Here is a 26226-nt window from a genome sequence, read left to right as displayed (position 1 = left end):
TTGTTCGACCGTGACTTAAGGCGACCGGATGCTCAGCGACTGTCGGTGAAGCCCTCGAGGAAGTTCTCGCCCATCCGGTTGTCCTGGCCGACGAGCTGCGGCTGCTGGACGATCGCCGGACTGGCGCCGGGGAAGAGCTGGGTCACGTAACCAGAGACGCGCGTGTTCAGCTCGTCGACCAGCGAACGGTGATCGATCTGGAAGTTGGACTGGTTGACCAGGTCGACAAGCGACTTGGTCATCAGGCCGTTCTTCACCGCCGAGGATGCCGGCCCCTCGTAGGTCAGCTCGTCCGGCCGGCACCCGGAGATCAAGGTCGTCTTGGCCTGCTTGACGGTCGTGAAATTCGGCCCCGGATCGAGGTCGATCCGGTCATGATCGAGGTGGACGTTCTTGACGTTGCCCTCGCAGACGACGCGATCGGTCGGCGACAGAAGCAGGCCGCAGGGGATCAGGCTGGTCATCTGCGCGACGATGCGCTGGACCAGCGTCTGCTCCATGGGAGGCGTCCTCGCCTCTGCCTCGAGGCTCATGCCACCCGAATGGCAACTGTCGAAAACACAGGTGAAATTGACGTGGCTCGGCTGCAGCCCGTCGGAAATGTTGAACAGCTCGTGGTCGGAGATCCATTGCCCCGATGCCGGGATGATCACCTCGTAGAATTGTCCCGGCTTGGTAGGATGCGGCAAACGGCTGCCATGGCCTGCGTAATAGAAGCAGAGCACGTCGCCGGGCTGGGATTGCGTGACGCAGTATCGGAGCGCCTTCAGGATCACCGCCGAATCGGCCTTCAGGTCGAGATAGGTCAGGATGTTGTCGGGCTCGAACAGGAAGGCGTCGACCAGCAGGTGATAAAAGGCGCTCGCATCGCGCACGCACATGGCGAGCGAGTTCACGCCCTGGACCGAGTAATCGTTGATGCCGATGACGACGGCGCGCTTGGTCATGACCTGTCTCTCCTCTTCTGGTCGGTCAGTCCGAAACGGCGATCAGCGTCTCGGTGGAGTCCACGAACTCGCCGGCCCGCATCGCGCCCGTCTTGGGCACCACCGTGACTCGGAAGCGGAACGACTTGGTGGCGCCCTTGGGCAGGCCGACCCGCACCTCGCGGTCGACATCGGTCGGCGCGATGCGGAAGCGTTCGCTGCGCTTGAAGCCGGACGGCGCATCGGAGTAGTCGAAATCGACGAACGCCAGGCGGGTGCGTGCGGCGTCGAGGATCGGGATGAGTTGCAGGCTCAACCCCTCGGGGAACGGATCGTCGATCAGGATCGAGCTGGCCTCGGTCGTTCCGGCTTCGCCGCCGCGCGTCGTGCGATCCTTCATGACGAAGGTCGTGCTGAAGCCGATCGTCCGTGCAGCCGGATTGTCGAGGCGCAGCTTCCAGGCCGCCTGCTTGGCCGCCTCGGTCAAGATCAGCGTCTTCTTCTGCTGCCCGCTGGTCAGCGCCACCTCGACACGCTCGATCTGGCCCCAGTCGATCTTGTTGGCGACGGCGCTGATCGTCCTGACGCCGACATGTTCGAACGGGTTGAGCACGATCGTGCGATCGGTCGTCTCGAACGGCCCGAACTCGTAGCTGAACTTCGATCCTTCGAAGCCCGATGCCGGATCGAAGTGAAACTGCACGGTGTAGCGCAGGCTCTGCACGTCTCCGTCGTTCTGGAACACCGTCCAGCTCTGCTCGGCGGCGTTCTGGCCCTCGAAGCGCAGGTTCTGGCTCTTCACGCCGCCCGGGTCGCCGGGCTTGCCGTAGCTCAGCGCGATCTCGGCGGCGCGAAGGCCGATCGCGGCGAAGTCCGGGATGGTCGATACCTTGATCTCGAACCGGCGGAAAAACGGGTCGTCGAGATCGACCTCGATGAAGTGGCTCTTCTTGTCGAGATCGCCCGCCAGCAGCCCGAAGAAGCCCTGCGGCGCATAGCTGCGCTGGGTGGCCTCGCTGCGCGAGTAGCGGAAGACGAGCTTCTTGCGCTCTTCCTGCTTGATGCCGCGGAAGCGGAAGGAAGTGACCGCCTGGGCACCGCCGCCTTGCGTTGGTGTGGAACCCGACGTGGAGGATGTCGTCGCAGGCGTCGCCGGCATGGATCCCGCAGCGCCGGTCGCACTGCCGCCCGTCGTCGCACCGCCGCCCGTCGCGCCCCCGGCCGTCGCGCCTCCTTTCGTCGCGCCTCCGGTCGCTGCGCCTCCCGCTGGTGGCGCCGTGCCGCCGCTCGTCGTTCCCGCGGTGGCGTTGCCGCCCGTCGTCGCGCCCGCCGGCGTGCCGGGGGGCCGGCCGGCCGTCACCGTCGGCGATACGCCAGCCGCGGCCGAGGAACCGAGCGCCGCTCCGGTCGCGGCACCCGCCGCCTGCCCGGTCGATTCGGTCGGGCTTTCACCCGGCCCGCCGGCGGGAGGCTGAGCCACGCGGCCCGGCTCCGTGCCGCCGCGGCCCGTCCCTGCCGTCGGGCTGTCGGCGACGCTCGCCGGCGGTCCCGGACGCGACACCACCTCATCGTTGGTCGGGCGGCTCGGCACCGGTGTCGGCGGCGGGCGCAGCGCCTCGCCGCGCTTCAGCACCGCATCGAGCCCTTCAGTCTGCGGAATGCCGCCGCGCAACTCGCCTACGGTCAAGGTCGGCGTAAAGTACTGTGCCAGCAGCGACTCCTTGAAGAAGTTCAGCGCCCACGTCTCCTTGCTCTCGCGGTCGGTGGCGCCGATGAAATCGTGCACCTCGATCCTGATCGCGCCGTCCTGCACCAGTTTCTCGAAGCCGGAATCGATGCCGCCGCGCACGAACATCACCTGGCTGTCGACGCTGCCGGCAAACTGCTCGAACACGCGGCTCATGTCGGCGGTGATGGTGACGTCGAGCGCCGGCCGCATGCCGGAGTATTTCAGCTCGTAGATGACGCCGACCGGCATGCCGCCCTGCTTGAACGCCTGCTCGACGATGATCGCGCCTTCCTGGCTCAAGGTCAGGCTGAAGCTCGCGCGATTGACCGCGTCGAGCGATGGCACGGTGGCGCCGAGCGCTTTCTCGACGGCGCGAAAGGCACCGGCCGGCGGCGGCTGGGCGCCGGGGCTGGCCGTCGCGCCGCTGTCGAGATCGAGGGCGATCACGCGCACGCTGCCCTCGTCGAACGGCACCGCGGCGAGCCGCGGCTTGCCGCGCGCCATGGCCGACAGCTTCGAGAGGATGCGCCGCTCGAGCTCGGGGTCGAGCTTCAGGTCGACGCTGAAGGTGAGGAAACCGCCACCCTTGGCGACGCCCGCGGCATCGGCGGCCCGCACCTTGATGAAGGTGAACTCGGCCCGCCCGTCCTCACGCCGTCGCGTGAGCTGCACCGGGCCCGGCAGATACCAGAATTGCCTGGCATCGGCATGATCGGCAAACACCTGGATCCCCTCGATGGTCCAGGCCTGGCTGTTGAGCATCAGCATGGTGCGTGCCTCCCGCTTCCCGGGCCAAGGGCCTGTAACGAAACAAGTGCTCCACTTGTGATGACACTTCTGTCATCCCGAGTGAGGCGCTTGCGAAGCAAGCGCCGTAAGCGAGGGGCCTTTGTTTGGAGCCTCAAAGGTCCCTCGCCGCGCTCGGGATGACAGCGATTCCGCAGCGATGAGTTCGTTGCAAACGACACTAGGGCGCCTTCACAAGCAACTCGTCTTCTTCGGCTTCCCGCCAGTCGGTTTCCTGGGTCATGCCGTTGGTGAACAGGTACTTGGCGCGCCAGCGATAGGCGTTGCGCGCCGCATCGACGTAGTCGAACTCGAAGAGCTTGCGCGCGCCCGGCCCCTCGAAGGTGGCGCGATCGGCGACGTCGATTCCGGCATCGGCGTCCTTGTAGGCGAGATCGACCTCGACGCGCTCGAGCTTGGGCTTGGCAAAATCGAGCGGCGGCAGCACGCCGATGATGCGATGGCCCTTCATGTCGGTGCGCACCAGGATGCGGCTCGCCTCGGTGAAGGATTCGGGGACCTCCATCACCGTGCCGCCCTTGAGGATCGTGGTGACCTTGAACGACACCAGCTTCCTGGTGCGGTCCTTGCGGTCGATCACGAACTTCTTCGGTGCCTTGTCCTCGGGTGAGAAGGCGAGGTTGGCGCTCTCCTCGACATCGTTGGCCTTGTCGACATACTGCAGGTCGACGAAGATCTGCTCGACATCCTCCCAGCGGCCGACCACCGGAACAACCTCGACGCTGAGCCGCAAGGTCCCGAACGGATCGCGGATGTCGACGAGATCGCCGTCACTGGTCTGCCAGCCACTGTCGACATCCTCATGGTTCGCCGCCTGGTGCACGAGCCGGTAGCTGAAGCCGCGGCGGGCCTTGTCGAGGGCGACGAAGGTCCAGCTCTTCGGCCCGCCGTCCTTGGTGACGATCAGCGTGTCGTCGGTCTTGATCTTGTGGGCCGGATCCTCGTAGCGCAGCATGACCTGCACCTGCGGGTACTTCGCCCACGGATAGCTCGGCGAGGCGATCACCGGGATGGTGACGCGCGCGTAGAGCTCGGCCGGCTGCAGCTCCAGCACATCGCCGGCCACCGAGAGCGGTGCCGACGTCACCTCGAGCGGGCGCTCTCCGCCGGCATCGGGCTTGAAGCGCACCGCATACTCGACCTCGACCGGGCGCTTGACCGCGCCGTTCTCGAGGATCGAGGACCATTCCACCGTCGCCTCCTTGCCGGTTTCCTCCAGCACGGCGCTGCGCACCTCGTTGCCGTACTTGAGAGTGGCGTTGACGGAGGTGAGCTCGTCGCGCGCCATCTCGCCGCGATTGATCACGCGGACGCGACGGCGCTCGAACCACGGATCGTCGGCATTGACCTCGAGGATGAAGCGCTTGACGTCGATGCCGTCCTCCAAGGCCCGGAACAGGCCGCTGACCGTTCCTTGCGGGTAGATCGTGCGGACGATGGCGGAGCGTTCGGCGATCTCGACATCGAGCCGGCGCCGGTCGATGCGCTTGTAGTCGGTCTTCTTGTAGCTGAACGTGCCGATGAAGCCGCCGATCCCGCCGGTCGACGCCATCATGGCGGCTTGGCGGCCGAAATCCTGGATCATGTCCGCCGCCCTGTCCCAGCCGTCCGGCCGTTGCTTGTTGGGCGGCAGGCTGGCTGTGAAGAAGGCGTCGGTGATCATCTCCTGAACGCGCTGCCGCGCGCTCTCGAAGCGCTCGTTGACGGCCTTGCTGGCGTCGCCGGCGTCGGGGACGAAATTGTCCGCCTCCATCTTGATGACCTGGCTCTCGACCAGCTTGTCGACCGCCTTGTTGATCTCGGTCGAGGTGAAGAAACTTTCGTGGCCGAAGGTCTCGTCCATCGATTTCTGGACGCGGTCCCAGTCGATGTTCAGGCGCACCGAGAAGGCCGGCCGCAGCCCCGCGAAATCGACGCTGTAGACCACGACGATCGGCGAGATCTCGCCCTTCATCGCCGTCTCCATGATCGCCGTGCCCTGCGGATCGAGCTCGACCGAGAACGCCGCCCCGTTGTCGCCGAACAGCGCGGGCTTGGCGAAATGCTCCATCTTGAGCACGAACCGCTCCTGCGGCGGCGGTGGAGGCGGCGCGCCCGGCCGGGCCGGCGGCGGCGGCGCGGCGCTGTCCTGCCCGAAGATCAGCAGGCGGACGCTGCCGTCGAGCGGCTGGATCGGCACCAGGCGCGGCGTCCGCGGCAGCCGCGCCAGACGGCGCACCTCGCCCGCCACAGCGTCGATCTCGGCCTCGAGCAGGCCGACATGGACGTCGAAGGTGAGGAAGCCGCCGGCGCCGGCGACCAGCGAGCGATACTTGATCAGCTGGATGCGCGGCACCTGCTTGCCCGACGCCGCATCGAGGGTGGTCCTGAGGCGCGGCATCGCCGGCAGGTAGTAGTACTGCTCGGGGTCCTCGTGGTCGCGAAAAACCGACACCCCGTTGATGAAGTAGAATGGCGCTTCCAGGTACAGCATCGCCGGCAACCCTCCAATTGATTGAACAGCTCATGCGCCTTCTCATCTCCTCCCCAGCTTCGCTGGGGAGGTGTCCGCATAACCGCGGACGGAGGGGTCATGAGCTGTGAGACTCTTGACCCCTCCGTCGGCGAAGACGCCGACACCTCCCCAGCAGAGCTGGGGAGGAGAATGAGAGCATGAGGCTCATGGCTACGCCGTCGGTTCGAGCACCAGCGATTCGTCCGACGCGTCGAACGGCGGCGGCTCCTTCTTGGTGCCGTCGTTCAGGAAGAAGCGCGGCGCCACCTTGTAGGTCTTCTTCGACTTGTCCTTGATGTTGACCGACCACTTCATCGGCGCCACGCCCTTGCGCAGCGTGAAGGTGTCGCTCTCGTCGATGCCGTTGGCGCTGTCGACGTAGGAGAGCTTTACGGTGACCAGCTTGAGCAGCCCCCAGTCGAGCAGGTCGGGGATGAGCTCGACCTCGAGTTTCAGCACGTCCTCGCCTTCCAGCACCGTGTTGGAGGTCACGGCCTTCTGCGCGATGGTGGTCGGCGGCCGGCCGTCCTTGTAGACGATGTTGCCGGTGTAGTTCAGCGTGCCGACCTTCTCGCTGATCACCGGGAACGACCAGTCCTCGAAGCGCTTGCCGGCCTTGCTGAAGGCGAATGACTTGGTCTGGCGGTAGCCGTGCTCGGCGTCCTCGTAGATGAAATCGAGAAACAGCGTGTCGATGACGTTGTCGAAATCGCCCTTGGTGCGCACCGAGATCGTGCGCATCGCCGAGAACGGATCGTTGACGTAGAGCGCCTCGCCGTTTGCCGTCTCCTCGGGCACCGCGATCTCGCGGCCGCCCTTCATGAAGTACTTGACCGAGTACTTCCAGGGCTTGGAGCGTGGCTTGAAGATGACCTCGCGGATCTGGTGCTTGAGCTCCTTGGGCGTGATGAGGAACTGCTTCTCGATGTTGACGTCGCCGTCCTGGTAGACGCACTTGACCTGCGCCTGGGTGACTTCCTCGAAGTTGATGTCGCCGACCTCGACGTCGACCTTCCACACGCCGAGATCGCCGATGTTGATCGAGATGTCCGACTTGGCCTTGATCAGAGGCGACTTGAAGACGTTGCTCTCGCCCTTGTAGTTGACGACGTATGAGTATTCGAACTCGCCGGTGCCGCCGTCGTAGAACGCCTCGAAGCGCTCCTGGTCCTCGGGTTTGCGGAAGGTGTAGGTCTCGGAACGGCCGCTGCCGGTCTTGCCCTTGTAGTGCACCTCGACGTTGACGCTGGCGATCGGCAGGTCATTGAAATCGGCGTTGACCATGAAGGCCGCGCTGAACTGCTTGAAGAACGGATCGTCGGCGTCGACCGTGATGGCGTAGTCTTCCCATTTCAGCGCCTTGCCTCCGACCTGGATCTGGCCGAACGCAGGCAGCGGCGCATTGGGGTTGGCCGGCATCTCGATGATCTTCTCGGCGAGGTACTCGACCCGCACCGACGCCGAGCGCTGAACGTCGACGGTGCGGACGATGTCCTCGAAGCCGCGTTCGCGGATCTTCTCGACATCCCGGCTTTCCGGCGGGATGGCTTCCAGCACGTTGCGCTTGATCGCCTCATCGAGCTGCCGGCGCACCGATTCCTCGATGTTGTCGATCATCTTCTGGTGCGCCGCGCCGTCCATGCCGGCCGGCGGCGGCTGCTGGATCCAGTGGACCTTCTGGCTGTCGCTCTTGCGCATCGTCTCGCGAATCTTCTCCTCGTAGTCGTCGTCGCGATAGATGTGGCTCTTCTCCTCGATACGTTGCGAGAAGTGCATGAAGGCAGCCGCGTCCCAGGTTCCGACGAGGTGAGCCTTGGGCAGCTTGGCGGCATAGGAAAGCTCGTAGCCGACCAGCACCAGCCCGGCGCCCTGCGCCTTCATCGCCGCCTCGAACACCGGCGCGCCGAACTCGTTGAGCTCGATGCCGATCGAGACGGCGTTGTTGCCGAACAGCGACGGCGGCGTCGGCACGACGACGCGCTGGACCAGCGCCTTGCCGTCGGAGCCCATGACCTCCACCGTGACCTTGCCCTTGGTGATCAGCGGACGGCCGATGCGCACGTTGGAGGCCTGGCTGCCGGGGATGCCGCGCGCCTTGAGCCGTTCCTCGATGCGCGAGCGGATCGTCTGCTCGTCCTTCTGCGGCAGCGCGAGCTCGGCCTGCATGACCAGCATGCCGCCGCCCTTCACGCCGCCCGGCCGGTCGATCGGGAAGCGGTACTTGATGAACTTGAAGACCGCCTTGCCCTCGCGGATCGCCAGGGTCGGCTCGCCCGGCAGGGCGTAGTATTGCAGCGCATCCTTGTCGTCAGCCCAGTAGGCCGTCTGGCCGACAACGTCCTGGCTATCGAGCTTCAGCATCTTGCAACTCCCTGGTTCTAGGTGTCGTCGATGGGTTCATGTGAGCCAGCCGGTGACATCGGCCTCGAGGCTGAGCGCGATCGGCGCCGCCTCGGTGCGCGTGACCTCCGCCTCGAGATTGGCCGCGCGCCGGTCGCGCTCCGAGCCGGAACCCGATGCGGCGTCGAAGCGCGCCAGAAGCTTCGCCGCCTCCTTGGCGACCTCCTCGCGCGCCTGCGCCTGGAGCGCCTGCGATGCGCCTTCGTCGCACTGCATCGACAGCATGAGCTGGCCGCTCTCGATCGCCGGCTCGATGTCGGTGACGCCGGTGGGATCGCCGGCGAGCTTTGCCGTCGCGGCGCGCGTGGCCGGCAGGTCGATGTCGTAGCGCACCGAGAGCCGGCCCTTGCCGGACTTCATCGCGCTCTTGGCCTGCTTGGCGCGGTCGCCCTGCAGCATGGCCGAGAACGCCGCCGAATGCGGCGGCAGCGCCGACGGCCGCGCGCTCGCCAGCTCGACCGGCGCCGCGCCTTGCACGGTGAGCAGCAGGCTTGCGCCGCGCACGCTGAGATCGGCGGGACGGAGATCGATGTCGGCAGGCTTGCCGCCCGCAGCGGCGGCGATGCCGGCTTTCGCCACCGCCAGCTCAGCCTCGCCGGGCGCCAGGGCGGCGCCCACCGTCAGCATCAACATGTCGCCGACATCCATCACCGTGACCTGCGCGCGGCCGCTGGCGGCGCGCTGCGCCGTCGGCGCGGCGGGCAGATAGCGCCACAGGTCCGGCGTGGCGGGATCGCGCCACACGTTCACGGTGCCGTAGCGCTTGCCGGGCAGGTCGCTCATGCCGCCACCCCTTCCGCAACGAGATCGAGACGCGCCGCGGTCACCGGGGCTGAGAACGCCGCCTGCCCGCGCCAGCGCCAGCGCAGGCCCGGCCGGAACGGATCACGGCAGAACCAGTGGTGCATGCGCGCCGGCGTCGCCGCATTGAAGGCATAGGTCTCGACCTCGGCATCGGAGGACGCGTCCTCGGCCAGCACCTCGATGGCACGCAAGGGCGTGCCGGCGGGCAGCGTCACGGTGATCTCCATCGTGCGCGCGCCGTAGCCCGGGATGTCGGACAGCTCGATGCGCCAGTCGGCGGGCGGGCGCGCCGGCAGCGCCACGCGGTAAGCACCGTCGCGCGAGACCAGCGTCGCGTCCAACCTCGCGTCGGTCGTCGTGATCGGCACGGCCAAGGTTGCCCGCGGCACCGCGACGGTGAGCGTCACCCGGGCCGGGCCGAAGCCGACCTCGAGGTTCGCGATGCCGAGCACGGCCGCCCCCGCCTCGACATCGACGAACTGCAAGGGAAAGTCGCCGGGTCGCAACAGGACCTGCAGGCCGTTGCCCGCCTGCGCCGCGCCGTCGAGGCGCTTGGCGCCGCGACCGTCCGGGGTCGGCCAGAAGGCAAATCCCGTGCAGCTCCAGCTGACCGGCTCGTTGGCCGAGAGCTTCACCCGGCGCACGACGCTGCGACCGTCGAGCGGAAGCTCGAAATCCTCGCGCACCTCGTGCGGCCGCGCCGGCGGACGCGGCGCGAAGACCAGGGTGGCGCCGAGCGCGAGCGGCCCGAAGCACGGCCGCGCGACGCTGGCATCGACGACGATGTCGTGCTGGCCCGATTGCAGCGTGGCGCTGGTCGAGCGCGTCGTCAGCGTCGCCAGCCCACCGGCGGCGGACGCGAGATCGCGCGCCACGGCGAAGGGATCGAGCACGATCGTCAGCGCCCGCGTGGCCATCACCACCTCGCCGATATCGAGCGTGGCGGTTCCGGCGGCGATGCCCGTCTCGGCGAGCACCAGCGCCAGGCCGCCGCCTTGCGACCGCAGAGCGAGCGGCCCCGCGCACAGCCGGGCGCGGATGTGATCGGCCACTGCCTCGCCAATGGCCTGCGCCGGCATGTCCGCCGCAGCGCCAGCCAAGCTCACGCCGACCTTCGACGGATTCTCGATCAGCGCATCGACCAGCATCGCCGGGGTCATCGCCCCATTGGCAAGCGCACGACGCAGACGCGCGACGTCGACTGTCGCCTTGATCGGCAACCGCGCCGCGACGCCTGCCACCTCGACGTCGACCGCGGCCAGCAGCGAGGCCGCGCCGCTCGCCAGCGCGCTCTCCATGATGGCGACGCCTTCGGCCTCGAGCGGCAGCATGAGTCGCGCCACACCGAGCCCCGAGCAGTCGAGTGGCAACGCCGCCGTCAATTGCGGCGGCAAGGCGAGGGCATTCGAGCTCAGGCTCAGCCAGCCGCGCAGGGCCGGCACGATGCGCACCTTTCCATCAGCCGTCGCTCCGTGCGAGGCCAACCGCAGGATCATGTCGAGCCGGCCGTAGCCCTTCCGTCCCGGCATCGGCACCAGCGGCCGGAAAGCGGACAGGTGGAAGGCCGGCCTGCCGTCCGGTTCGGTCGCGACCGTCAGCGCATCGGGCAGGACGAGCGCGATGCCGTCGACCTGGTAGGCCGACCAGGCGGCGCTGCCAGTGCTGCTGCCGACGGCGGCGGGGCCTCCCCAGTCTGGCAAGCCGCGCATGCGTTCACCCGGCCGGCAGCAGGGGAACCAGCAGGTCGGTCGTGTCGCTGCGCCATTCGCTGTCGGCCAGGCGCGCGCTGCGCCGGATGATCTGGCACTTGTAGCGATAGCCGCCGGCGCTGGCGCGGCGCAGCACGATATCGCTGACCGAGCTCGTCAGCTTGACCTCCGCATCCGCCTTCTCCGGCGTCAGCTCGACGCTCGGCCCGCCGTCGAATTGCACGATCACGGCGAACGCCTTGTCGGCCGGATTGCCCGACGGTGCGTCGAACATGCCGGGGAAAAGTTTCACCCGGACCGTGCGCTTGCTCTCGGCCGCGGTATCGGCATCGAGGATAGCGGCCCACAGCTTCTCGCTGTCGAGCAGCGGCTTGACGCCGGAGAGATCGAGCATCGGCTCGATCTCGGCATTGTTCGGCGGTTCCTTCAGCGGCGACACCATCAGCGCCACGCTCTCGCCGGGGGCGAGCTGCATCGGCAGCGTGCCGTCGGCACGTGCCGCCGCGGGCACTTCCATGCCGCGAATCAGCAGCGAGGCATTGAGCGAGGAGATCTGGACCGGACTTTCGACGGCATTGGTGAGGGTGATGCGAAACGCGCCGGCCCGCTCGCCGAGCTCGATGACCGGCTCGAGCAGCTCGCCGTTCATCCGGTCGAAGCGGGCGTCGAGCGGTATCTTGCCGGCCGCGCCGCCGCCGAAATCGCAGCGCACCTCGCCCTTCATGATCGCCACCGCCCCGCCGACCAACGAATCGTAGACCGTCTGGAAATCGCCCATCGGCAAGGTCTCGGAGACGACCAGCGCTGTGCGCACGTCGATCTGCGCCGCCGGCCGCTCGACCAGGCCGCCGCCCGTCGCGCCGGGCAGCACCAGCCAGAAGCTCGCCTTCTCGACCGGCACCGGCTCGAGGCGGATGCGGCTTGCGCGCTCGTCCTCCGGCTTCACGCCGAGCAGGCTGGCCAATGCGTTGCCGGCGGTCGCTCCCGCGTCGCCGCCGCCCAGCAATCCCCCGACCACGCCGCCCACCACGTCGGCGGCTGCCGCGGTCGCTCTCGGATCGCCGCCCAGGAGGCCCCCCAGCACGCCGCCCAGGCTGCCGGCCAGGCCGCCACCCAACTGAGCCGACCGCGGTGTGGGTGCCGGTTGCGGCGCCGGCGAACCCGGCGGCGTCGGCAGGCGCTTGGCGAACTCTCGGCGCGCGGCCTCGAGACGCCGCGTATCGCTCCACGGCGTGGCGACGAACTCGAAGCCGATCATCGGATCGGCCTCCGGCGTCGCGCCGGCGACCACGCGCACCGACATCAGCGGCGTGAACGGGCTCGGTTTGTCGCGGCGCGCCAACCGGAATGCGTCGGGCAGATAGAAGATGCGCGTCGGATCGGCGGCATCCTCCCAGTAGTCGTAGAATCGCCCATCGAACTGCAGCTGACGCGCCACCAATCCGGGCCCGCTGCCACCGTGCGGCACGGCACCGTCGAACAGATAGGGATGGAGCTGCGGGTTGAGGAACAGCGGATCGGGATCGACGGCTTGGGGAAACCCGCGCGTCACCGGCCGGAAGCGGCCGGCCGCCCCGACGATCGGCACGGCGACCCTGACCGAGCGCGTCGCGACGATGCCGCAGCCCGAGCCTGATGTGGTGATCGCCGCCAGCGCCTGGTCGCGTTCGCCCGGGCTGACAAAATTCATCAGGCCGATCACCGCCGACTTGTCCTCGGTCTCGCCGAGCGACGTGAACTCGAGCGTCTTGGTGATCGTGCCGCCGTCCGATTTGGTGAGGCGATAGACGAGCTGCAGCAGCAGATCGTGCTCGAGCTCTGTCGCGGCGGGATCGTTCGCGCCGGCGGGGCGCGTCTTGCCAAGCGCCACGCGTAGCGTCCACTGGCCGGCCTCGCCGGGCGCCATGCGGATCTCGTACTGCTCCGAGCCGGAGACGACGCGGCGCGCGAGCTGATAGGTCGGCAGGTAGTAGCGCGCGGCCCCGCTCGGCGCCTCGAGCAGCTTGTCGGGATCGACCGGGTCGGAGCTCGCCACGGGAAGCGCCAGCTCCTCGCGCGTCGCACCCGATGCGCCGCCGGCATAGGCAAGGCCCTGGCACTTGCGGCACCAGCGCCAGTTGGGCTGGCCTTCGGCATTGGCGTCATTGATCGGCAGCAGATAGTCGCCGCTGCCGCCGTGATTGTGCGGTCCGCCGGCCGGGCATGCGCCCGGCGTCGGCTGGCCGCCAAACGCCAGGCCCTGACAGCGATTGCACCAGCGCCAGTTCGACTGATGGCGCGGCTGCGCCGCCACGTTGGCCTTCAGCACATAGTCGCCGCTCTGGCTGAGATCGTGCGCGCCGCCTTTCGGACAGACGCTCGTCGGGCTGCCGCCGAAGGCGAGCCCCTGGCACTTGCGGCACCAGCGCCAGTTCGATTGCCCGGCAAGGCCTGCGCGATTGATCGCCAGCGTGTAGTTGCCACTGCCGGTGTGATCGTGCTCGCCGCCCGCCGGGCACGATGGACGTGTCGCCGGAACGGGCCTGACGCGAATCGGACGCAGGCGCTCCGACAGGGCGGGATTGAGGACGCGCGCTTCGTCCAGCCGCGCTTGCGGAAACAACCGGGCCTGTCGATTGAGAACGGGTGCGGCGCTGACGACGGACGCGACAGGCCGCGCTTCGGCGACTGGCGCGGCGAGCTTCGACGGTGGCGCGGCGACGGCGGGCCTGGCAGTTGTCGGACGAACGGCCTGGAGGTCGAGAGCCTGGCCGCCGATCCTCGAGAATCGCATATTCCCTGCCATGCCGCCCTCCCGCAGGCCATCCAAGCGGCCCCCGCTGCGACCCCGGTTTCAGAGCTCCTTGATGGATGCGCTTCGTCTCACAGCCATTCCATTTCCACTCGATGCGATGCCTTGCCAATCGAATGGACGAATGAAGCTGCGCTCCGGGTATCCTCGACTCGAACGTCCTCTTGCTTCTGGCGAACCAGGGACGAATGACCCGAAATCGAGTGGGACAGACCGAGATCGAGGAGCAGGACGTTACATGCGCATCCACCTCTCTAAGTCGAGGCGCGGTAATTCTCATGGTGCCTGAAGAGGGTCAATTACCCGAAGTGCATATCTCGACTCGGGATTATCCAGTGCAATTGGCCATGACTTTGCCGTTTTGAAGTGCCATCAACCGAGCGCGTCGCAATCAAGCGACAGAAGCAGGCTCCGCAAGGCACTCGTCGAAGGACCACGTCCCGCCGAACCGCGCGAAGATCGTGCCGGCGTCATTCCTTCCAGGCACCACGGATTGCATCTGCGTCTGAGCGCGCTACGCTCGCGTATTCAGAATGGCGTTTGCACCATTCTATTACTGCCCACGGGGGGACAAGCCTATGATCCACATCGACGCCCAGACGATGTTCGAGGTGGCACCTCGCTTTTCCGGCGAGAATGCCGCCAACCAGGCAGCGATCATCGCCGCCGCCGGCGAGGTATTGCAGGTGACCCTGCAACAGTACGACATCAATACACGCCTCAGGATCGCGCATTTTCTCGGCCAGACCTGCCATGAATCGGCGGGCTTCCGCACCACCGAGGAGTTCGCCAGCGGCGATGCCTACGAGGGCCGGACCGATCTCGGGAACACCCAGCCCGGCGACGGCCGGCGATACAAGGGGCGTGGCCTGCTGCAGCTCACCGGACGGGCCAACTACCGAGAGCTGGGCGGCGTGCTGGGCGTCGATCTCGAGGGCAGACCGGAGCTTGCGGCGCAGCCGGCGCTGTCTCTCCGCATCGCCTGCGAGTACTGGAAGAAACGCAATATCAACAAGCCGTGCGACCAGGACGACCTGATGACGGTCACCCGCCTGATCAACGGCGGTCTCAACGGGCTCGAGGACCGTCGGCTGTATACGAACAATGCCCGACGCGCCTTGGCCCGCATCGAGGGCGTGCAACTCTCGGGCGCGCAGACCGCCAGCGATAAGCGCATCCTGCACCGGGGTTCCAAAGGCGAAGACGTGGCCGAGCTGCAGACCCTGCTGCGCAAGCTCGATTTTGCAGTCGCCATCGATGGCGACTTCGGCGCCGGTACGGAGGTGGCGGTGACGCGCTTCCAGTCCGAGAACCAGCTCGATGCCGACGGCATCGTCGGTGCACAGACTTGGGCCGCGCTCCTGGCGGCAAAGGTTCCGGCCGCCAGAGCGTAGAGCCCGCGGCAAGGGTTGCCCGGCCCCGCGATCGACAGCGGGCCGCCGCTGGGCGAACAGCGCGCCACGACGAGCGGATTGCGCCTGTGGCGCGCGGGTACGGTGACGCGCTACGATTGCGCTTTCAGGCAAGACCGGCAGCGGAGCGACAATCGATGACGACGACCATGACCTTTGCGCTGAGCCCGACGCTTGCGGCGCAGCTTGCGGCCCAGCCCAATTCCTACGTCTTCGCGCTGCAGTACGCAGGGGGTCAGTTCGTGGCCGGCTCGTCGACCGCGCCGCTGGTGAGCAACGGCCAGCCCGGCAACATGACGATCGCCCTGCCGTCCTCGTTCTCGAGTGGCCAAGTCTTCATCCTCGTCCAGCAGAACGGCGACGGCACCCTCGGACAGACGATCAGCACCCTGAACTCGGGCGACGTCAACGCCATCAGCCCGGCCACCGCTCAGCAGTACGGCTACCAGTACCAGCTCGTCGAGGCGACGCTCAGCGGCAGCACCGGCGATCTCGGCGACATCTCGTCGGTCAACACTTTCGCCTTTCCGGTCACCTACTCCGACGTCAACGGTACGCGAGGCTTCGCGCCGGGTTTCGTCGGCAACACGCTCCAAAGCTCGTTGAACGGCATCGCCCCGGGCAGCCTGCAGAGCGGGCTTTCGATCGGCCCTGCGCAGGGCCCCAACATGACGATCAACCCGTGGCCCGCGGCCGATTGGACGGCCTATCTCAATGCGCTTTCCAACGGTTCGTCGAACGCCGCGAAAACCCTGCAGGATATGACGATCGTCACGTACTTCGGGCCGACCGACACGGTGAGCCAGTATGGCGTGTCGTACAACAGCTCGACGCAGTATTTCACGCTGACGCCCAACCTGACGAACGGCGCCACGAACAGCGACTATATTCGAATATCGTACGCCAATCTGTTGAACAGCATCTATGCGCAGAACGGCGCGATCGAAATCTCGACCGACGGCGGCAACACCTGGACCACCTCGACCACCACCACGCCGAACACGGCGGACGGTACGGTGATGAAGTATTTCGTCGCCGGCTTCGATGCCGGATATTGGGGCGGTTCCGGCACCTCGGCCAATCCCAACGATCCCAGCGCATTCGACCTCAACGATACCTGGAACTGGAACTACAACTACGCTTACAATGCCACGTTCAATCCCGTCGGCAGCGCGATCGTATACTCTAATATCCTGGGTAGCGGCCCCGGCACGGCCGGCGGCAACAACCGGTTCTACGATCCATGGGCACAGGCGGTGCAGAATGCCAGCAACACCTACGGCTGGTCGTACGGCGACCTGATCTCCCAGGGCGGAACCAATCCGCAAATCTCGCTGTGGGACACGACAGTGACCCCCAACCAGCAGGTGTCGAACATCGCCGTCACGCTCTATTCCAATAGCGAGACCATCACCGCGAGCGCCGGCTTCATCGGCGTGCCGCCCGCCTATGTCGCCCCGCCCGCGGTCAATCAGGGCTACGCCGCAGGCCTGCCGAACTACTATGCCGTCAACACGTCGACCAGCGGCGTCAACGTCCTCTCCTTCGCCACCTCGTTCGGCCCCGGCAACTCCCATTCGCCCAACAGCACGACGCCGCTGTCGCTCCGGTTCTACTCGCCCAACGACAGCATGGCGGGCGCCGACGGCTTCGTGACGCTGTCGATCACCGGCGTCACCGGTTCGGACTGGGCAGTGCTCGGGGTGCGCGGCGGACCCGGCACCTGGAACCTGCAGACCGTCGGCGCAGCGCCGCCGAATGGCCTTTTCACGATCTACGATCTGCCAGTCACGGCCGGCGGCCAGACCGGCTGGTACCAGATCGTCTTCGGCGGCACGACCTACAACATCTACGCCACGTCGAGCAGCGGCGCCTTCCTGCCGATCGAGGGACCGTCGTCCAATCCGCTGAACTTCGTCGTCGATCACGGGCTGGGCTACGGACCCGGCCAGGGCGTCTCGCAGAACGCTACCGGCCTGTTCGGTTACGCCCTGAACTTCGCGCCGAGCGGCACGATCACATATGACATCAGCGTTTTCAGCCCGCCCGGCACCCAGGTCGGGACCAACGGCATCGACACGTTCGCCGGCTCCGCGGGTGACGATTTCTTCAACGGCGCGCCGGGCAACGACACGCTCAACGGCGGCCCGGGCACGGACACCGCCGTATCATGGTTGCCGTCGAAGAATTTCACCTTGGCCGGATATGCCGGCAGCGCCACCGTGATCTCCCAGGCCCGCTTCGGCACCGACGGAACCGACACGCTGAACAGCATCGAGCATCTTCAGTTTCGCGACACGGTCGTCGATGCGACCACCATTGCCAAGACCGCCCACCTCGACGGCGTGCAGATCAACCAGCTCATCGACCTGTACACCGAGATCGGCCGCGCGCCTGATGCGCTCGGTTTCAGCTATTGGGGCAGCCAGCTGCACGACGGTATGCCGTTGAACGAACTTTACAAGAGCTTCTTCCTGCAGCCCGAGGTCGCGAGCCTCTTTCCCGTCGGCCTGTCCAACCAGGAGTTCGTCACCAAGATCTACGCCAACGTTCTCAGCCGCGCGCCGGACGCCGGCGGGCTGGCATACTGGGTGGCGCAGTTGCAGCAGGGGCAGATCTCGAAGGACAACTTCCTGCTGCCCTTCATCAATGGCGCGCGGGCCAACGCGGGTGCGGTGGCCGATCAGCAGACGCTGGCGAACAAGGAGCTTGTCGGCAGGCACTTCACGCTCGAGCAGGGCCTGACCAACGCCGACTGGGCAAAGACGGTGATGGCGCATGTCGACAGCACCGCCGCCAGCGTCGGCGCCGCCAACGCCCAGACCGACGCATTCGCCGCGATCGCAGGCGCCGAAGCCACGACCGAGCTCATGGTGAAGATCGTGGGCATCGCGTTCGATCAACCGCCGAGCTCGCCTTGAGTGCGCGCTCTTCTCATCCTCCTTCCCAGCGAATCTGGGGAGGAGGATGAGAAGAGCGTTCAGGCGATCGTGACTTGCCTTTGCCACACCTCTGCCCTCATGCCTGTCGATATAGTACCTACACTGACCCAGCACGCCCCTCGATCAAGCCAAGCCGGCAGGAGGAAACGCAATGCCGTTAAGCGCCGCGGCAACCATCATCGTCGCCCCGCTCCAAACGAGCTACCGATACACGATTGTCCTCAAAGACACTGGGACCACTCCAATCGGGGCGTTCTGGTTCTCGTGGATCCCCGGCCAGGGTTACCTGCCCAGCCTGCCGACCTTCTCATCCTCGGCTCAATGGTCGGCGCAGCTCACCGACGGTCCGTTGCCTGGCAACGGCTACAGCATTCTTTGGCAGGCAACCTCCGCGCTGAACGCCCTGCAGCCCGGCCAGGCGGATAGCTTCACCTTCTCCTCGGCCGTTGCGCCCACCGTCCTGTTCGGCAGTTCGACGATCCATCCACCGACCCCGGTAACGACATCCTTCGTCTACTCGGGCGCCGCCTTCAGCGATGCCGGCTTCACGCTGATGGCCACCCAAGAGCCTGCCGCGGTCGCATCGGTGTCGATTGCCTTCGCTGCCTCGACCCGTTCGGAAGGCAATTCGGGCTCGATGCCCTTCACCTTCACGGTGACGCGCTCCGGCGATACCTCGGCGGCCCACAGCGTTGCCTATGCGGTATCCCCCGGAACGGTGTTTCCCGCCGACGCGGACGATTTCACAGGACACGTCTTGCCGTCCGGCACGGTGGTCTTCCTGGCTGGCGAGATCACCAAGACGATCACGGTGAACGTCGCCGGCGACGCCGACCTCGAGGCGTCGGAAAGTTTCAAGGTCACTCTGTCCGCTCCGTCCACCGGACTCAGCGTCGACGCCGCCTCGGCAGACGGGAAGATCCTCAACGACGATTCGGCGCCGCCGGTCTCGACGATCGATGACGCCTATGTCGTCGTCGTCGGCCATTCGCTGACGGTCGGCGCCGAGGCGAGCGTGCTCGTGAACGACGAGGGCGGACCGACCCTGTCGGCGACGCTGGTGAGCGGCCCCAGCCACGGCGACATGGTGCTGGCGGCCAACGGCACCTTCGTCTACACGCCGCACGAGGACTTCGCCGGCATCGACAGCTTCGTCTACCGCGCCAGCAACAACAACGGATTGGCCAACGAGCAAGGCCTGATCTATGTCGTGCCGACGAGCAGTGGTGCCTCGCCGACGCTGGACCTGCTCGCGCTCACCGCTCCCGAGCAGATCGCGGCAACCTACGTGGCCTTCTTCGGTCGCGGCGCCGACGCCGGCGGACACGGCTTCTGGGTCGGCCAGTTCAATGCGAACCTGCCCACCCAGGGGCCAGCCGCGTTGTTCGGCAATATCGCCAGCTCCTTCGGAATCAGTGCCGAGGCGAAGGCGCTCTATCCCTTCCTGGCCGATCCCTTCAACGCAAGCGATGCGCAGATCAGCAGCTTTCTCAATTCGGTCTACAACAACATGTTCAATCGATCGTCCGACGCCGGCGGCCTCGGCTATTGGACGGAACAGATCAAGGTGACGCTGCAGGCCGGACAATTCGTCGGCTCGGTGCTGGTCAACATCATCAGCGGGGCGCAGAACTCGGCGGCTGGACAGGACATCACCACCCTGATGGGCAAGGTGGCGGTGAGCCTCGAATATGTCGAGCAGCAGCAGCAGCTCGGCACGACCTTCACATCGCAAGACGACGGCGCGGAAGCCACGGCGCTCCTCGATGCCGTGACCCACGCTCCTCAGACGGTCCTGGTCGGCATGGCGCAGGCGCATTCACTGGTAGCGGCGGACGTCTGACTCCGCAGCGTGCTTCGCAAGGGTCTACCCGCGGTCGTGCAACGACCGGACGACGAAGCGGGCGCCAGCGACGTCGTCGGGAGAAAAGCTGCCGACGCGCATCTGCTCCTTCACCCGATCGACGAAATCCTCGTCGATGACGCGCCGGTCAAACGTGAGAACGACCGGATACGAGGCGACCAGCCTGTCCCGAAGGAATACATCGACGATCTTCCGGGCCATCCTGATGCCAGTTGCGCGCTACTTGGGCAGGAGCTTGTTGACGTCGGCCGCCATGGCCGCGAGCGCCGCATCGGGTGCCGCCGACTTGTCGATCGCCGTCTGCAGGCGATCCTTGATCGCCTGAATGATCTTCAGGTTGTTGTCTCCGGGGAATGCATACCAGGCCGTCATCAGCGATTGCTGGCTGAGCGACGTCAGATGGTTCGGCTTCTCGGCATAGAAGTCTTTCAGCATCGCCGGGTTGGTCGCCGGCAGGGAGTTGGGCGGCATGTAGCCCGTGCCCTTGACCATGATGGTGGCGCCTTCCGGACCGGTAATGAACTTCATGAAGCGCCAGGCGGCCGCCTGCCTCGCCGGCTCGGTCGCGAACATGAGGGCCGATGCGCCGCCGGTGGGAAGCTTGGGGTTGGGCCCGGGCACCGGGAAGCGCGCCGTGCGCCACTTGAACTTGCCGGCCACGCCCTCGTCGGCCACGCGCAGGAGCGACGTCGATTCGGTCCAGATGCCGAGCTTGCCGCCGAAAAACGCGGCGCGGCTCGAATCGGGTGACAGGTTGGGCATGCCGACGTCGCGCACCATACGGCCCAGCAGCTCGATCGATTTCTTGCCCGGCTCCTTGTCGAAGGCGATCGTCTTTTCGTCCTCGCTCATCATGCGGCCGCCGTGGGAGAACACCAGCGCCTGCCACATCCAGTTCCCGGTGATCGCCCAGGAGTAGAACAGGCCGATATTGTCGTTGCCGAGCGCATTGATCTTGTTGGCGAGATCGAAGACGCCGCCCCAGGTGGTCGGGAAGTTGGCCGGATCGCCGCCTGCCTTCTGCACCAGGTCGTCGTTGATGTAGACGATCGGCGTCGAGACGGCGAACGCCAGCCCGTAGGGCCTTCCACCGTAGGTGCCGAGCGCCATCATCGACGGCGAGAAGCCTTGGCCCTGCCAGTCCTTCTCCTTCTCGATGAAGGGCGTGAGATCGACCGCGATCTTGCGATCGACGAACAGCCGCTGGAGGTTGATCGCCTGCAGCGCCACGTCGGGCAGCTGTTTGGTGATGGCCTGGCGCAGCGCGGTTTGGGCTGCGTCCTCGTACTCCTTGTAGGCCGGCAGGTAGTTGACCGCGAGGTCGGGGTTGGCCTTCTCGAACTCCGTCTTCAGAGTGGCGAAGACCTTGTCGAAGATGAAGCCCAGCGGGTACTGCACGTTGATGGTCGTCCTGGTTTGCGCCGGAGCCGGCCCGCCGCCGACCAGGGCCGTCGCCAGGGCAGCAGCGCTGCCCTTCATGAACTGTCGTCTCATGACGATCTCCCTCTCCTGTTCAACCCTTCATTCCAGTGAAGACGACACCTTCGACGAAGCGGCGCTGGGCGACCAGAAAGGCCAGGACCAGCGGCGCGATGACGATGGTGGCCGCTGCCATAAGCGGGCCGTACGCCGTGCCCTCGCCGTTCAGCTTGAGATGGGCCACGCCGAGCGGCGGTGTATAGAGGCCCTGCTCGCCAACCGCTATCAGCGGCCAGAAATAGTCGTTCCAATGGGCAACCACCGAGAAGATTCCGAAAGCGACCAGCGCCGGGATCGCCGCCGGTGCCATCACCGACCAGACGATGCCGTACTCGCTCATGCCGTCGATGCGGGCGGCGTCGATCAGGTCGTCGGGCACGCCGAGGAAGAACTGGCGCATCAGGAAGATGCCGAACACCGAAATGGTGAAGGGCAGGACCAGGGCGGCGTAGGTGTTCAGGAGCCCGAGCCAGTAGAACAGGATGTAGATCGGCAGCGCCGTTGCCTGGTAGGGGATCATCAGGCAGACCAGCACCGCGCTGAACAAGGTGGTGCGGCCGCGAAAGCGCAGCTTCGCCAGCGCATAGGCCGCCGGCACGTTGACCACAAGCTGCAGGACGAAGATCGCCGCTGTCACGACGACGCCGTTCAGCAGGAAGTGCAGCAGCGGCACCTGGGTCAACGCCTCTTGATAATTCTCGACCGCCGCGACCCGGTGCGGCAGCAGCTGGAACTCCGGCGAGTAGATCTCTTCCTTGGGCTTCAGCGACGTCGCCACCATGACGATGAACGGCGCCAGCATCACCAGGGTGCCGAGGCCCAGCACGAGATGGCGCACGCCGCGCAGCGCGCGCGGCAGGCGATGGCCATTCATGGCGCCAGCCTCGTCATGGCGTGAATCGCCTCATGGTGCGGGCCTCCTTGCCTCGAGGAGGAAGACGCGGATCACCGACAGCGCCAGGATGAACACCAGGAAGACCACGACCAGCGCCGCCGCATAGCCGACTCGAAAGAAGCCGAAGGCCTCGGCATAGATCGTGTGCAACAGGACCTCCGACGCCTTGTTCGGCCCGCCGCCGGTCAGCACCTGCACCGTGTCGAACACCTGGAAGGCGCGGATGGCGGTGATCACCACGGTGAACAGCGTGACCGGCGCCAGCATCGGCCAGGTGACGAGAGCGAAACGCGAAGGGCCGTTGCGGGCGCCGTCGACGGCGGCAGCCTCGTAGAGCTCGGACGGAATGGCGGTGAGGCCGGCCATGAACAGCACCATGTTGAAGCCGACGCTCTGCCAGATGCCGATGCCGCACAGCGTGAACAGCACGAGCTTGCGGTCGTGCAGGAAATCGAGCGGTCTCAGGCCGAGCCATTTCAGGACGAAGTTCACCGCCCCGATGCGCGGATCGAGCATGAAGCCCCAGACGATCGCCATCGCGATCAGGGTTGCCATCACCGGCAGGAAATAGGCCGAGCGGTAAAAGCCGCGCAAGCCATGGTCGGCCTCGATCAGCAGCGCCGCGCCGAGTCCCAGCGCCACCGATGCCGGCACCACGATGGCGACGTAGACCAGCGTGTTGAGGACGGAGATGCGCACCGTGGCGTCCTCGTTCATCTCCTCGTAGTTCGCCAATCCGACGATCGACAGGGATGGTGCGCCGAGCTGGTAGTCGGTGAAGGAGAGCGCAATCAGGCAGAGCAGCGGCCCGATCAGGAACACCAGCATCAGCAGGACCGCCGGCATGGTGAGGAGCAGGACGTTGAGACGCCCGGTGCGGCGCGGTGACGGCTCAGCCATCGCGCGCGATCCTGCGGCCCGCGCTGTCGAACAGCAGCAGATGCTCGGCCGGGAAGCGGATCTGTACGGTCGCGCCGATCTCCGTCGATTCGACGGCAGCCGGATCGCAACGGATGATCGCCGGGCTCGCCATGCCGTGCAGCACAACGTGCAGGAACAGGTCGGAGCCCAGATTCTCGCGAAACACGATCCGTCCCGGGATGCCAGCGCCCATCGTGACGGCGAGCCGCTCGGGCCGGATCGCCGCCTGCAGCCCGGTCCCGATGGGGAGCCCGCTGTCGCGCGCGACCGGCATCCCGAGCACGCCGATCCCGACGGGCGTCGCCACAGCAGGAAAGACGTTGATGCGCGGCATGCCGACGAACTGCGCCACGCGCAGATCGTCGGGATCGTGATAGAGCGTCGCCGGCGACGCGATCTGGCGCAACTGGCCGTCGAGAATCACCGCGACCCGATCGGACATGGTCATCGCCTCGGCCTGATCATGCGTCACGTAGACGAACGTGGCGCCGAGCTCGCGATGGAGCTGAGCCAGCTCGGCGCGCATGTGCACGCGCAGCTCGGCATCGAGGTTGCTGAGCGGCTCGTCCATCAGGAAGGCGCGCGGCTGACGAACCATGGCGCGGGCGAGCGCCACGCGCTGCTTCTGGCCGCCCGAGAGCTGCGCGGGCTTGCGGTCGAGCAGGCTTTCCAGCCGCAAGGTCGCGGCCACGCCGCGCACCGCCTCGGCGATCGACCCGTTGGTGCCGCGCACGGCGGGCAGCACGCCGGCACCGGGCAGGCGCTGCAGGCGCGTCAGCCGGCGCATGCGCAGCGGCACTGCGATGTTCTCGGCTACCGTCAGATGCGGGTAGAGCGCGTACGACTGGAACACCATCGCAATGTCGCGCTTGTCGGGCGCCAGGCCGTCCATCGACACGCCGTCAATGACGACGGTGCCCCCGCTCTGCGGTTCAAGGCCGGCGATGATGCGCAGCAACGTCGACTTGCCGCAGCCCGACGGCCCCAGGACGGTGATGAACTCGCCGGCGCGAACGTCGAGGTCGATGTCGCGCAGCACCGAAACCTCGCCGAACCGCTTGGCGATTGCCGAAAGCACGATCGCGCCCCGGCGCGCGGGCCGTTCCGTCCCTGCCATGCTCGGGCTCACATGCATGGGAATGGCGCGCCCGGATGTACCGCGCGAAGACATCGCGCGCAGCGCGGGCCGCCACGACCAGACCGGCACCAGATGCCGCGGGCTGCCAACAGCACGTCCTCCCCCGCTCGCAACAGGACGGGCAGACGATAACGTGCGCGCTGCGGGTTGAAAAGAACTCATTATTGGATCATTTAGACACTGAGTTTATTTCAAACAGATGTCACGACAGTACCGAGGGGCAGGAATGTCGGGGAAGCAGCGGCTGGCGAACGGGCGGACGGTGGAAGCGGAAGACAAGGCCTCCATCCTGACGCTGATCCGCCAGTCGATGCGCACCCTGCCGCCGACCGCCCGGCGCATCGCGGAGTACGTCGACGGGCACGCCAGCGACGTGATCCGCATGTCGATCACCGAGCTCGCCGAGCACGCGGAGGCGAGCGAGGGCAGCATCGTCGGCCTGTGCCGTCGGCTGGGCATCGACGGCTTCCAGGAATTGAAGATCCTGCTGTCGCGTGATCTCGTCGATCCGGTGCGACTGATCCACGAGGACCTGCGCGAGACCGATTCGGTGGCCGACGTGGCCGAGCACGTGTTCGCGGCCCACATCGCCTCGCTGCAGCAGACTCGCCAGCTGCTGGCGATGCCGGCGCTCACCAGGGCGGTCGAGATCATCCGCAACGCGCGGCGCCTCGAGGTCTACGGCATCGGCAGCTCCGGGCCGATCGCCCAGGACCTCGCCTATCGGCTGCTGCAGCTCGGCCGCGATGCCAAGGTGGTGAGCGATTCGCACATCCAGGCGGTGAGCGCCGCGATGACCGATGCCAGCACGGCGGTCATCACCATCTCGCATTCCGGCAGCACGACGGAGACCGTGCTGGCGACGCGGCTGGCCCGCGACGCCGGCGCGCGCACGATCGGCATCACCCGCATGGGCAAGTCGCCGCTGGCGCGCTATTGCGACATCGTCCTGCACACCATCGCCAACGAGACGCGCTACCGGCCGGAAGCGATGAGCAGCCGCGTCGCCCAGCTCGCGCTCATCGACACGCTGGTGTCGTGCTGCGCGCTGGCCGACGCCAAGCGCTCGGTCGCCAAGCTCGAGCTCAGCGCCCGCATCATCGCCGGCAAGCGCTTCTGATGCACGCGATCATCCTCCAATGCGTGCCATCATCATAGGCGCCGGCCGCGGCAGCCGGCTGATGCCGACGACCGAGAACGCTCCCAAATGCTTCGCGGAGATCCAGGGCAAGCGCATCCTCGACTGGACGGTCGAGGCGCTGAAGGGCGGCGGCTGCACCGAAATCTGCTTCGTCGGCGGCTATCGCATGGAGGCGGTGCGGCACGACTATCCCGAGTTCGTCTTTCGCGCCAACCGCGACTGGCCCGACAACAACATCCTGGTCTCGCTGATGTGCGCTGAGGATCTGATGGACCGGCCCTTCGTCACGGCCTACTCCGATATCCTGTTCACTCCTCAGCTGGTGGCCGGCCTCGTGCAGGCCAGGGACGAGATCGCGCTCGGCGTCGACACCGACTGGCGCGAGCACTACAGGCCGCGCACCCGCCATCCGCCGCACGACGCCGAGAAGGTCATCACGCGCGGCAGCCGGGTCGAGCGCGTCCATCGCGGCATCCCCTACGAGGACGCCACCGGCGAGTTCATCGGCGTGGCCAAGTTCGGCAGCGAGGGCGCGCGCCGGCTGCGCGAATTCTACCACCAGCGCATGGCGAAGTTCTGGGACCGGCCTTACCGCGAGGCAGCGCTGTTCCAGAAGGCGTACCTGATCCACCTGTTCCAGGACATGATCGAGCACGGCATCGCCTTCGGCCACGTCGACACGCCCGGCAAGTACCGCGAGATCGACACCCAGGAAGACATGGACCTCGCCCAGACGCTGTGGCGGCCCTGATATGGCGCCCCGGACATGATGGC

The 26226-nt window shown here is 66.6% G+C and carries 17 protein-coding genes; 5 read left to right on the top strand and 12 right to left on the bottom strand.

Features of this window, described 5'->3' with window-relative positions; all coding sequences use genetic code 11:
* Positions 1 to 32 precede the first annotated feature (32 nt).
* From ACILR9_RS16660 to ACILR9_RS16630, 7 genes are all read right to left on the bottom strand, one after another.
* Positions 33 to 947 carry a caspase family protein gene (locus ACILR9_RS16660; protein WP_395711072.1) on the bottom strand — a complete coding sequence of 305 codons (915 nt, stop codon included), beginning with the start codon at positions 945 to 947 and terminating at the stop codon, positions 33 to 35.
* Positions 948 to 972: 25 nt separating this feature from the next.
* Positions 973 to 3423 (bottom strand): hypothetical protein, encoded by a 2451-nt coding sequence (locus ACILR9_RS16655; protein WP_395711071.1) that lies wholly within the window; start codon positions 3421 to 3423, stop codon positions 973 to 975.
* Between the two features lie 199 nt (positions 3424 to 3622).
* Entirely contained in the window at positions 3623 to 5935 is a 2313-nt protein-coding gene (locus ACILR9_RS16650) for a hypothetical protein (RefSeq protein WP_395711070.1), read from the bottom strand.
* Between the two features lie 192 nt (positions 5936 to 6127).
* The gene (locus tag ACILR9_RS16645; protein ID WP_395711069.1) at positions 6128 to 8317 is read right to left on the bottom strand and encodes a hypothetical protein; all 2190 of its coding nucleotides are present in this window, start codon (positions 8315 to 8317) and stop codon (positions 6128 to 6130) included.
* Between the two features lie 36 nt (positions 8318 to 8353).
* A complete protein-coding gene (locus ACILR9_RS16640; RefSeq protein ID WP_395711068.1) occupies positions 8354 to 9139 on the bottom strand; it encodes a hypothetical protein in 786 nt (261 codons plus the stop codon).
* On the bottom strand, positions 9136 to 10869 hold the full coding sequence (locus tag ACILR9_RS16635) for a hypothetical protein (protein ID WP_395711067.1): 1734 nt from the start codon (positions 10867 to 10869) through the stop codon (positions 9136 to 9138). Before ACILR9_RS16635 ends, ACILR9_RS16640 begins: the two co-directional genes overlap by 4 nt.
* A 4-nt stretch (positions 10870 to 10873) precedes the next feature.
* Positions 10874 to 13654 (bottom strand): hypothetical protein, encoded by a 2781-nt coding sequence (locus ACILR9_RS16630; RefSeq protein ID WP_395711066.1) that lies wholly within the window; start codon positions 13652 to 13654, stop codon positions 10874 to 10876.
* Between the two features lie 584 nt (positions 13655 to 14238).
* Here ACILR9_RS16630 and ACILR9_RS16625 point away from each other — a divergent pair.
* The 3 genes from ACILR9_RS16625 (at position 14239) to ACILR9_RS16615 (ending at position 19857) form a co-directional block, all read left to right on the top strand.
* Entirely contained in the window at positions 14239 to 15054 is an 816-nt protein-coding gene (locus ACILR9_RS16625) for a peptidoglycan-binding protein (RefSeq protein WP_395711065.1), read from the top strand.
* A gap of 155 nt (positions 15055 to 15209) precedes the next feature.
* Positions 15210 to 17993: a DUF4214 domain-containing protein gene (locus tag ACILR9_RS16620; RefSeq protein WP_395711064.1), complete on the top strand. Its 2784-nt coding sequence runs from the start codon at positions 15210 to 15212 to the stop codon at positions 17991 to 17993.
* Between the two features lie 172 nt (positions 17994 to 18165).
* Positions 18166 to 19857, top strand: a complete 1692-nt coding sequence (locus ACILR9_RS16615) for an Ig-like domain-containing protein (protein WP_395711063.1) — start codon at positions 18166 to 18168, stop codon at positions 19855 to 19857.
* A 24-nt stretch (positions 19858 to 19881) separates the two neighbouring features.
* Here ACILR9_RS16615 and ACILR9_RS16610 read toward each other — a convergent pair whose 3' ends face one another.
* Genes ACILR9_RS16610 through ACILR9_RS16590 form a run of 5 tightly spaced genes read right to left on the bottom strand, consistent with a single transcriptional unit; the run spans position 19882 to position 24290 of the window.
* Positions 19882 to 20079, bottom strand: a complete 198-nt coding sequence (locus ACILR9_RS16610) for a hypothetical protein (protein WP_395711062.1) — start codon at positions 20077 to 20079, stop codon at positions 19882 to 19884.
* Positions 20080 to 20097: 18 nt separating this feature from the next.
* On the bottom strand, positions 20098 to 21372 hold the full coding sequence (locus ACILR9_RS16605) for a substrate-binding domain-containing protein (protein ID WP_395711061.1): 1275 nt from the start codon (positions 21370 to 21372) through the stop codon (positions 20098 to 20100).
* Between the two features lie 19 nt (positions 21373 to 21391).
* Positions 21392 to 22231: a carbohydrate ABC transporter permease gene (locus ACILR9_RS16600; protein ID WP_395711060.1), complete on the bottom strand. Its 840-nt coding sequence runs from the start codon at positions 22229 to 22231 to the stop codon at positions 21392 to 21394.
* 30 nt (positions 22232 to 22261) lie between these two features.
* Positions 22262 to 23152: a carbohydrate ABC transporter permease gene (locus ACILR9_RS16595; RefSeq protein ID WP_395711059.1), complete on the bottom strand. Its 891-nt coding sequence runs from the start codon at positions 23150 to 23152 to the stop codon at positions 22262 to 22264.
* Positions 23145 to 24290 (bottom strand): ABC transporter ATP-binding protein, encoded by a 1146-nt coding sequence (locus ACILR9_RS16590; protein ID WP_395711058.1) that lies wholly within the window; start codon positions 24288 to 24290, stop codon positions 23145 to 23147. The genes ACILR9_RS16595 and ACILR9_RS16590 overlap by 8 nt, the downstream gene beginning before the upstream one ends.
* A gap of 247 nt (positions 24291 to 24537) precedes the next feature.
* Between ACILR9_RS16590 and ACILR9_RS16585 the strand changes: the two genes are divergently transcribed.
* Together ACILR9_RS16585 and ACILR9_RS16580 are read left to right on the top strand one after the other, a co-directional pair.
* Positions 24538 to 25431, top strand: coding sequence for a MurR/RpiR family transcriptional regulator (locus ACILR9_RS16585; protein ID WP_395711057.1), 894 nt, complete (start codon positions 24538 to 24540; stop codon positions 25429 to 25431).
* A 19-nt stretch (positions 25432 to 25450) separates the two neighbouring features.
* Entirely contained in the window at positions 25451 to 26203 is a 753-nt protein-coding gene (locus ACILR9_RS16580; protein WP_395711056.1) for an NTP transferase domain-containing protein, read from the top strand.
* Positions 26204 to 26226 lie beyond the last annotated feature (23 nt).

This window comes from Reyranella sp., from assembly GCF_044224635.1.
Taxonomy (GTDB): domain Bacteria; phylum Pseudomonadota; class Alphaproteobacteria; order Reyranellales; family Reyranellaceae; genus Reyranella.
Note: the sequence above shows the minus strand (reverse complement) of the source record. Positions and strands in the feature narration are given on the sequence as shown.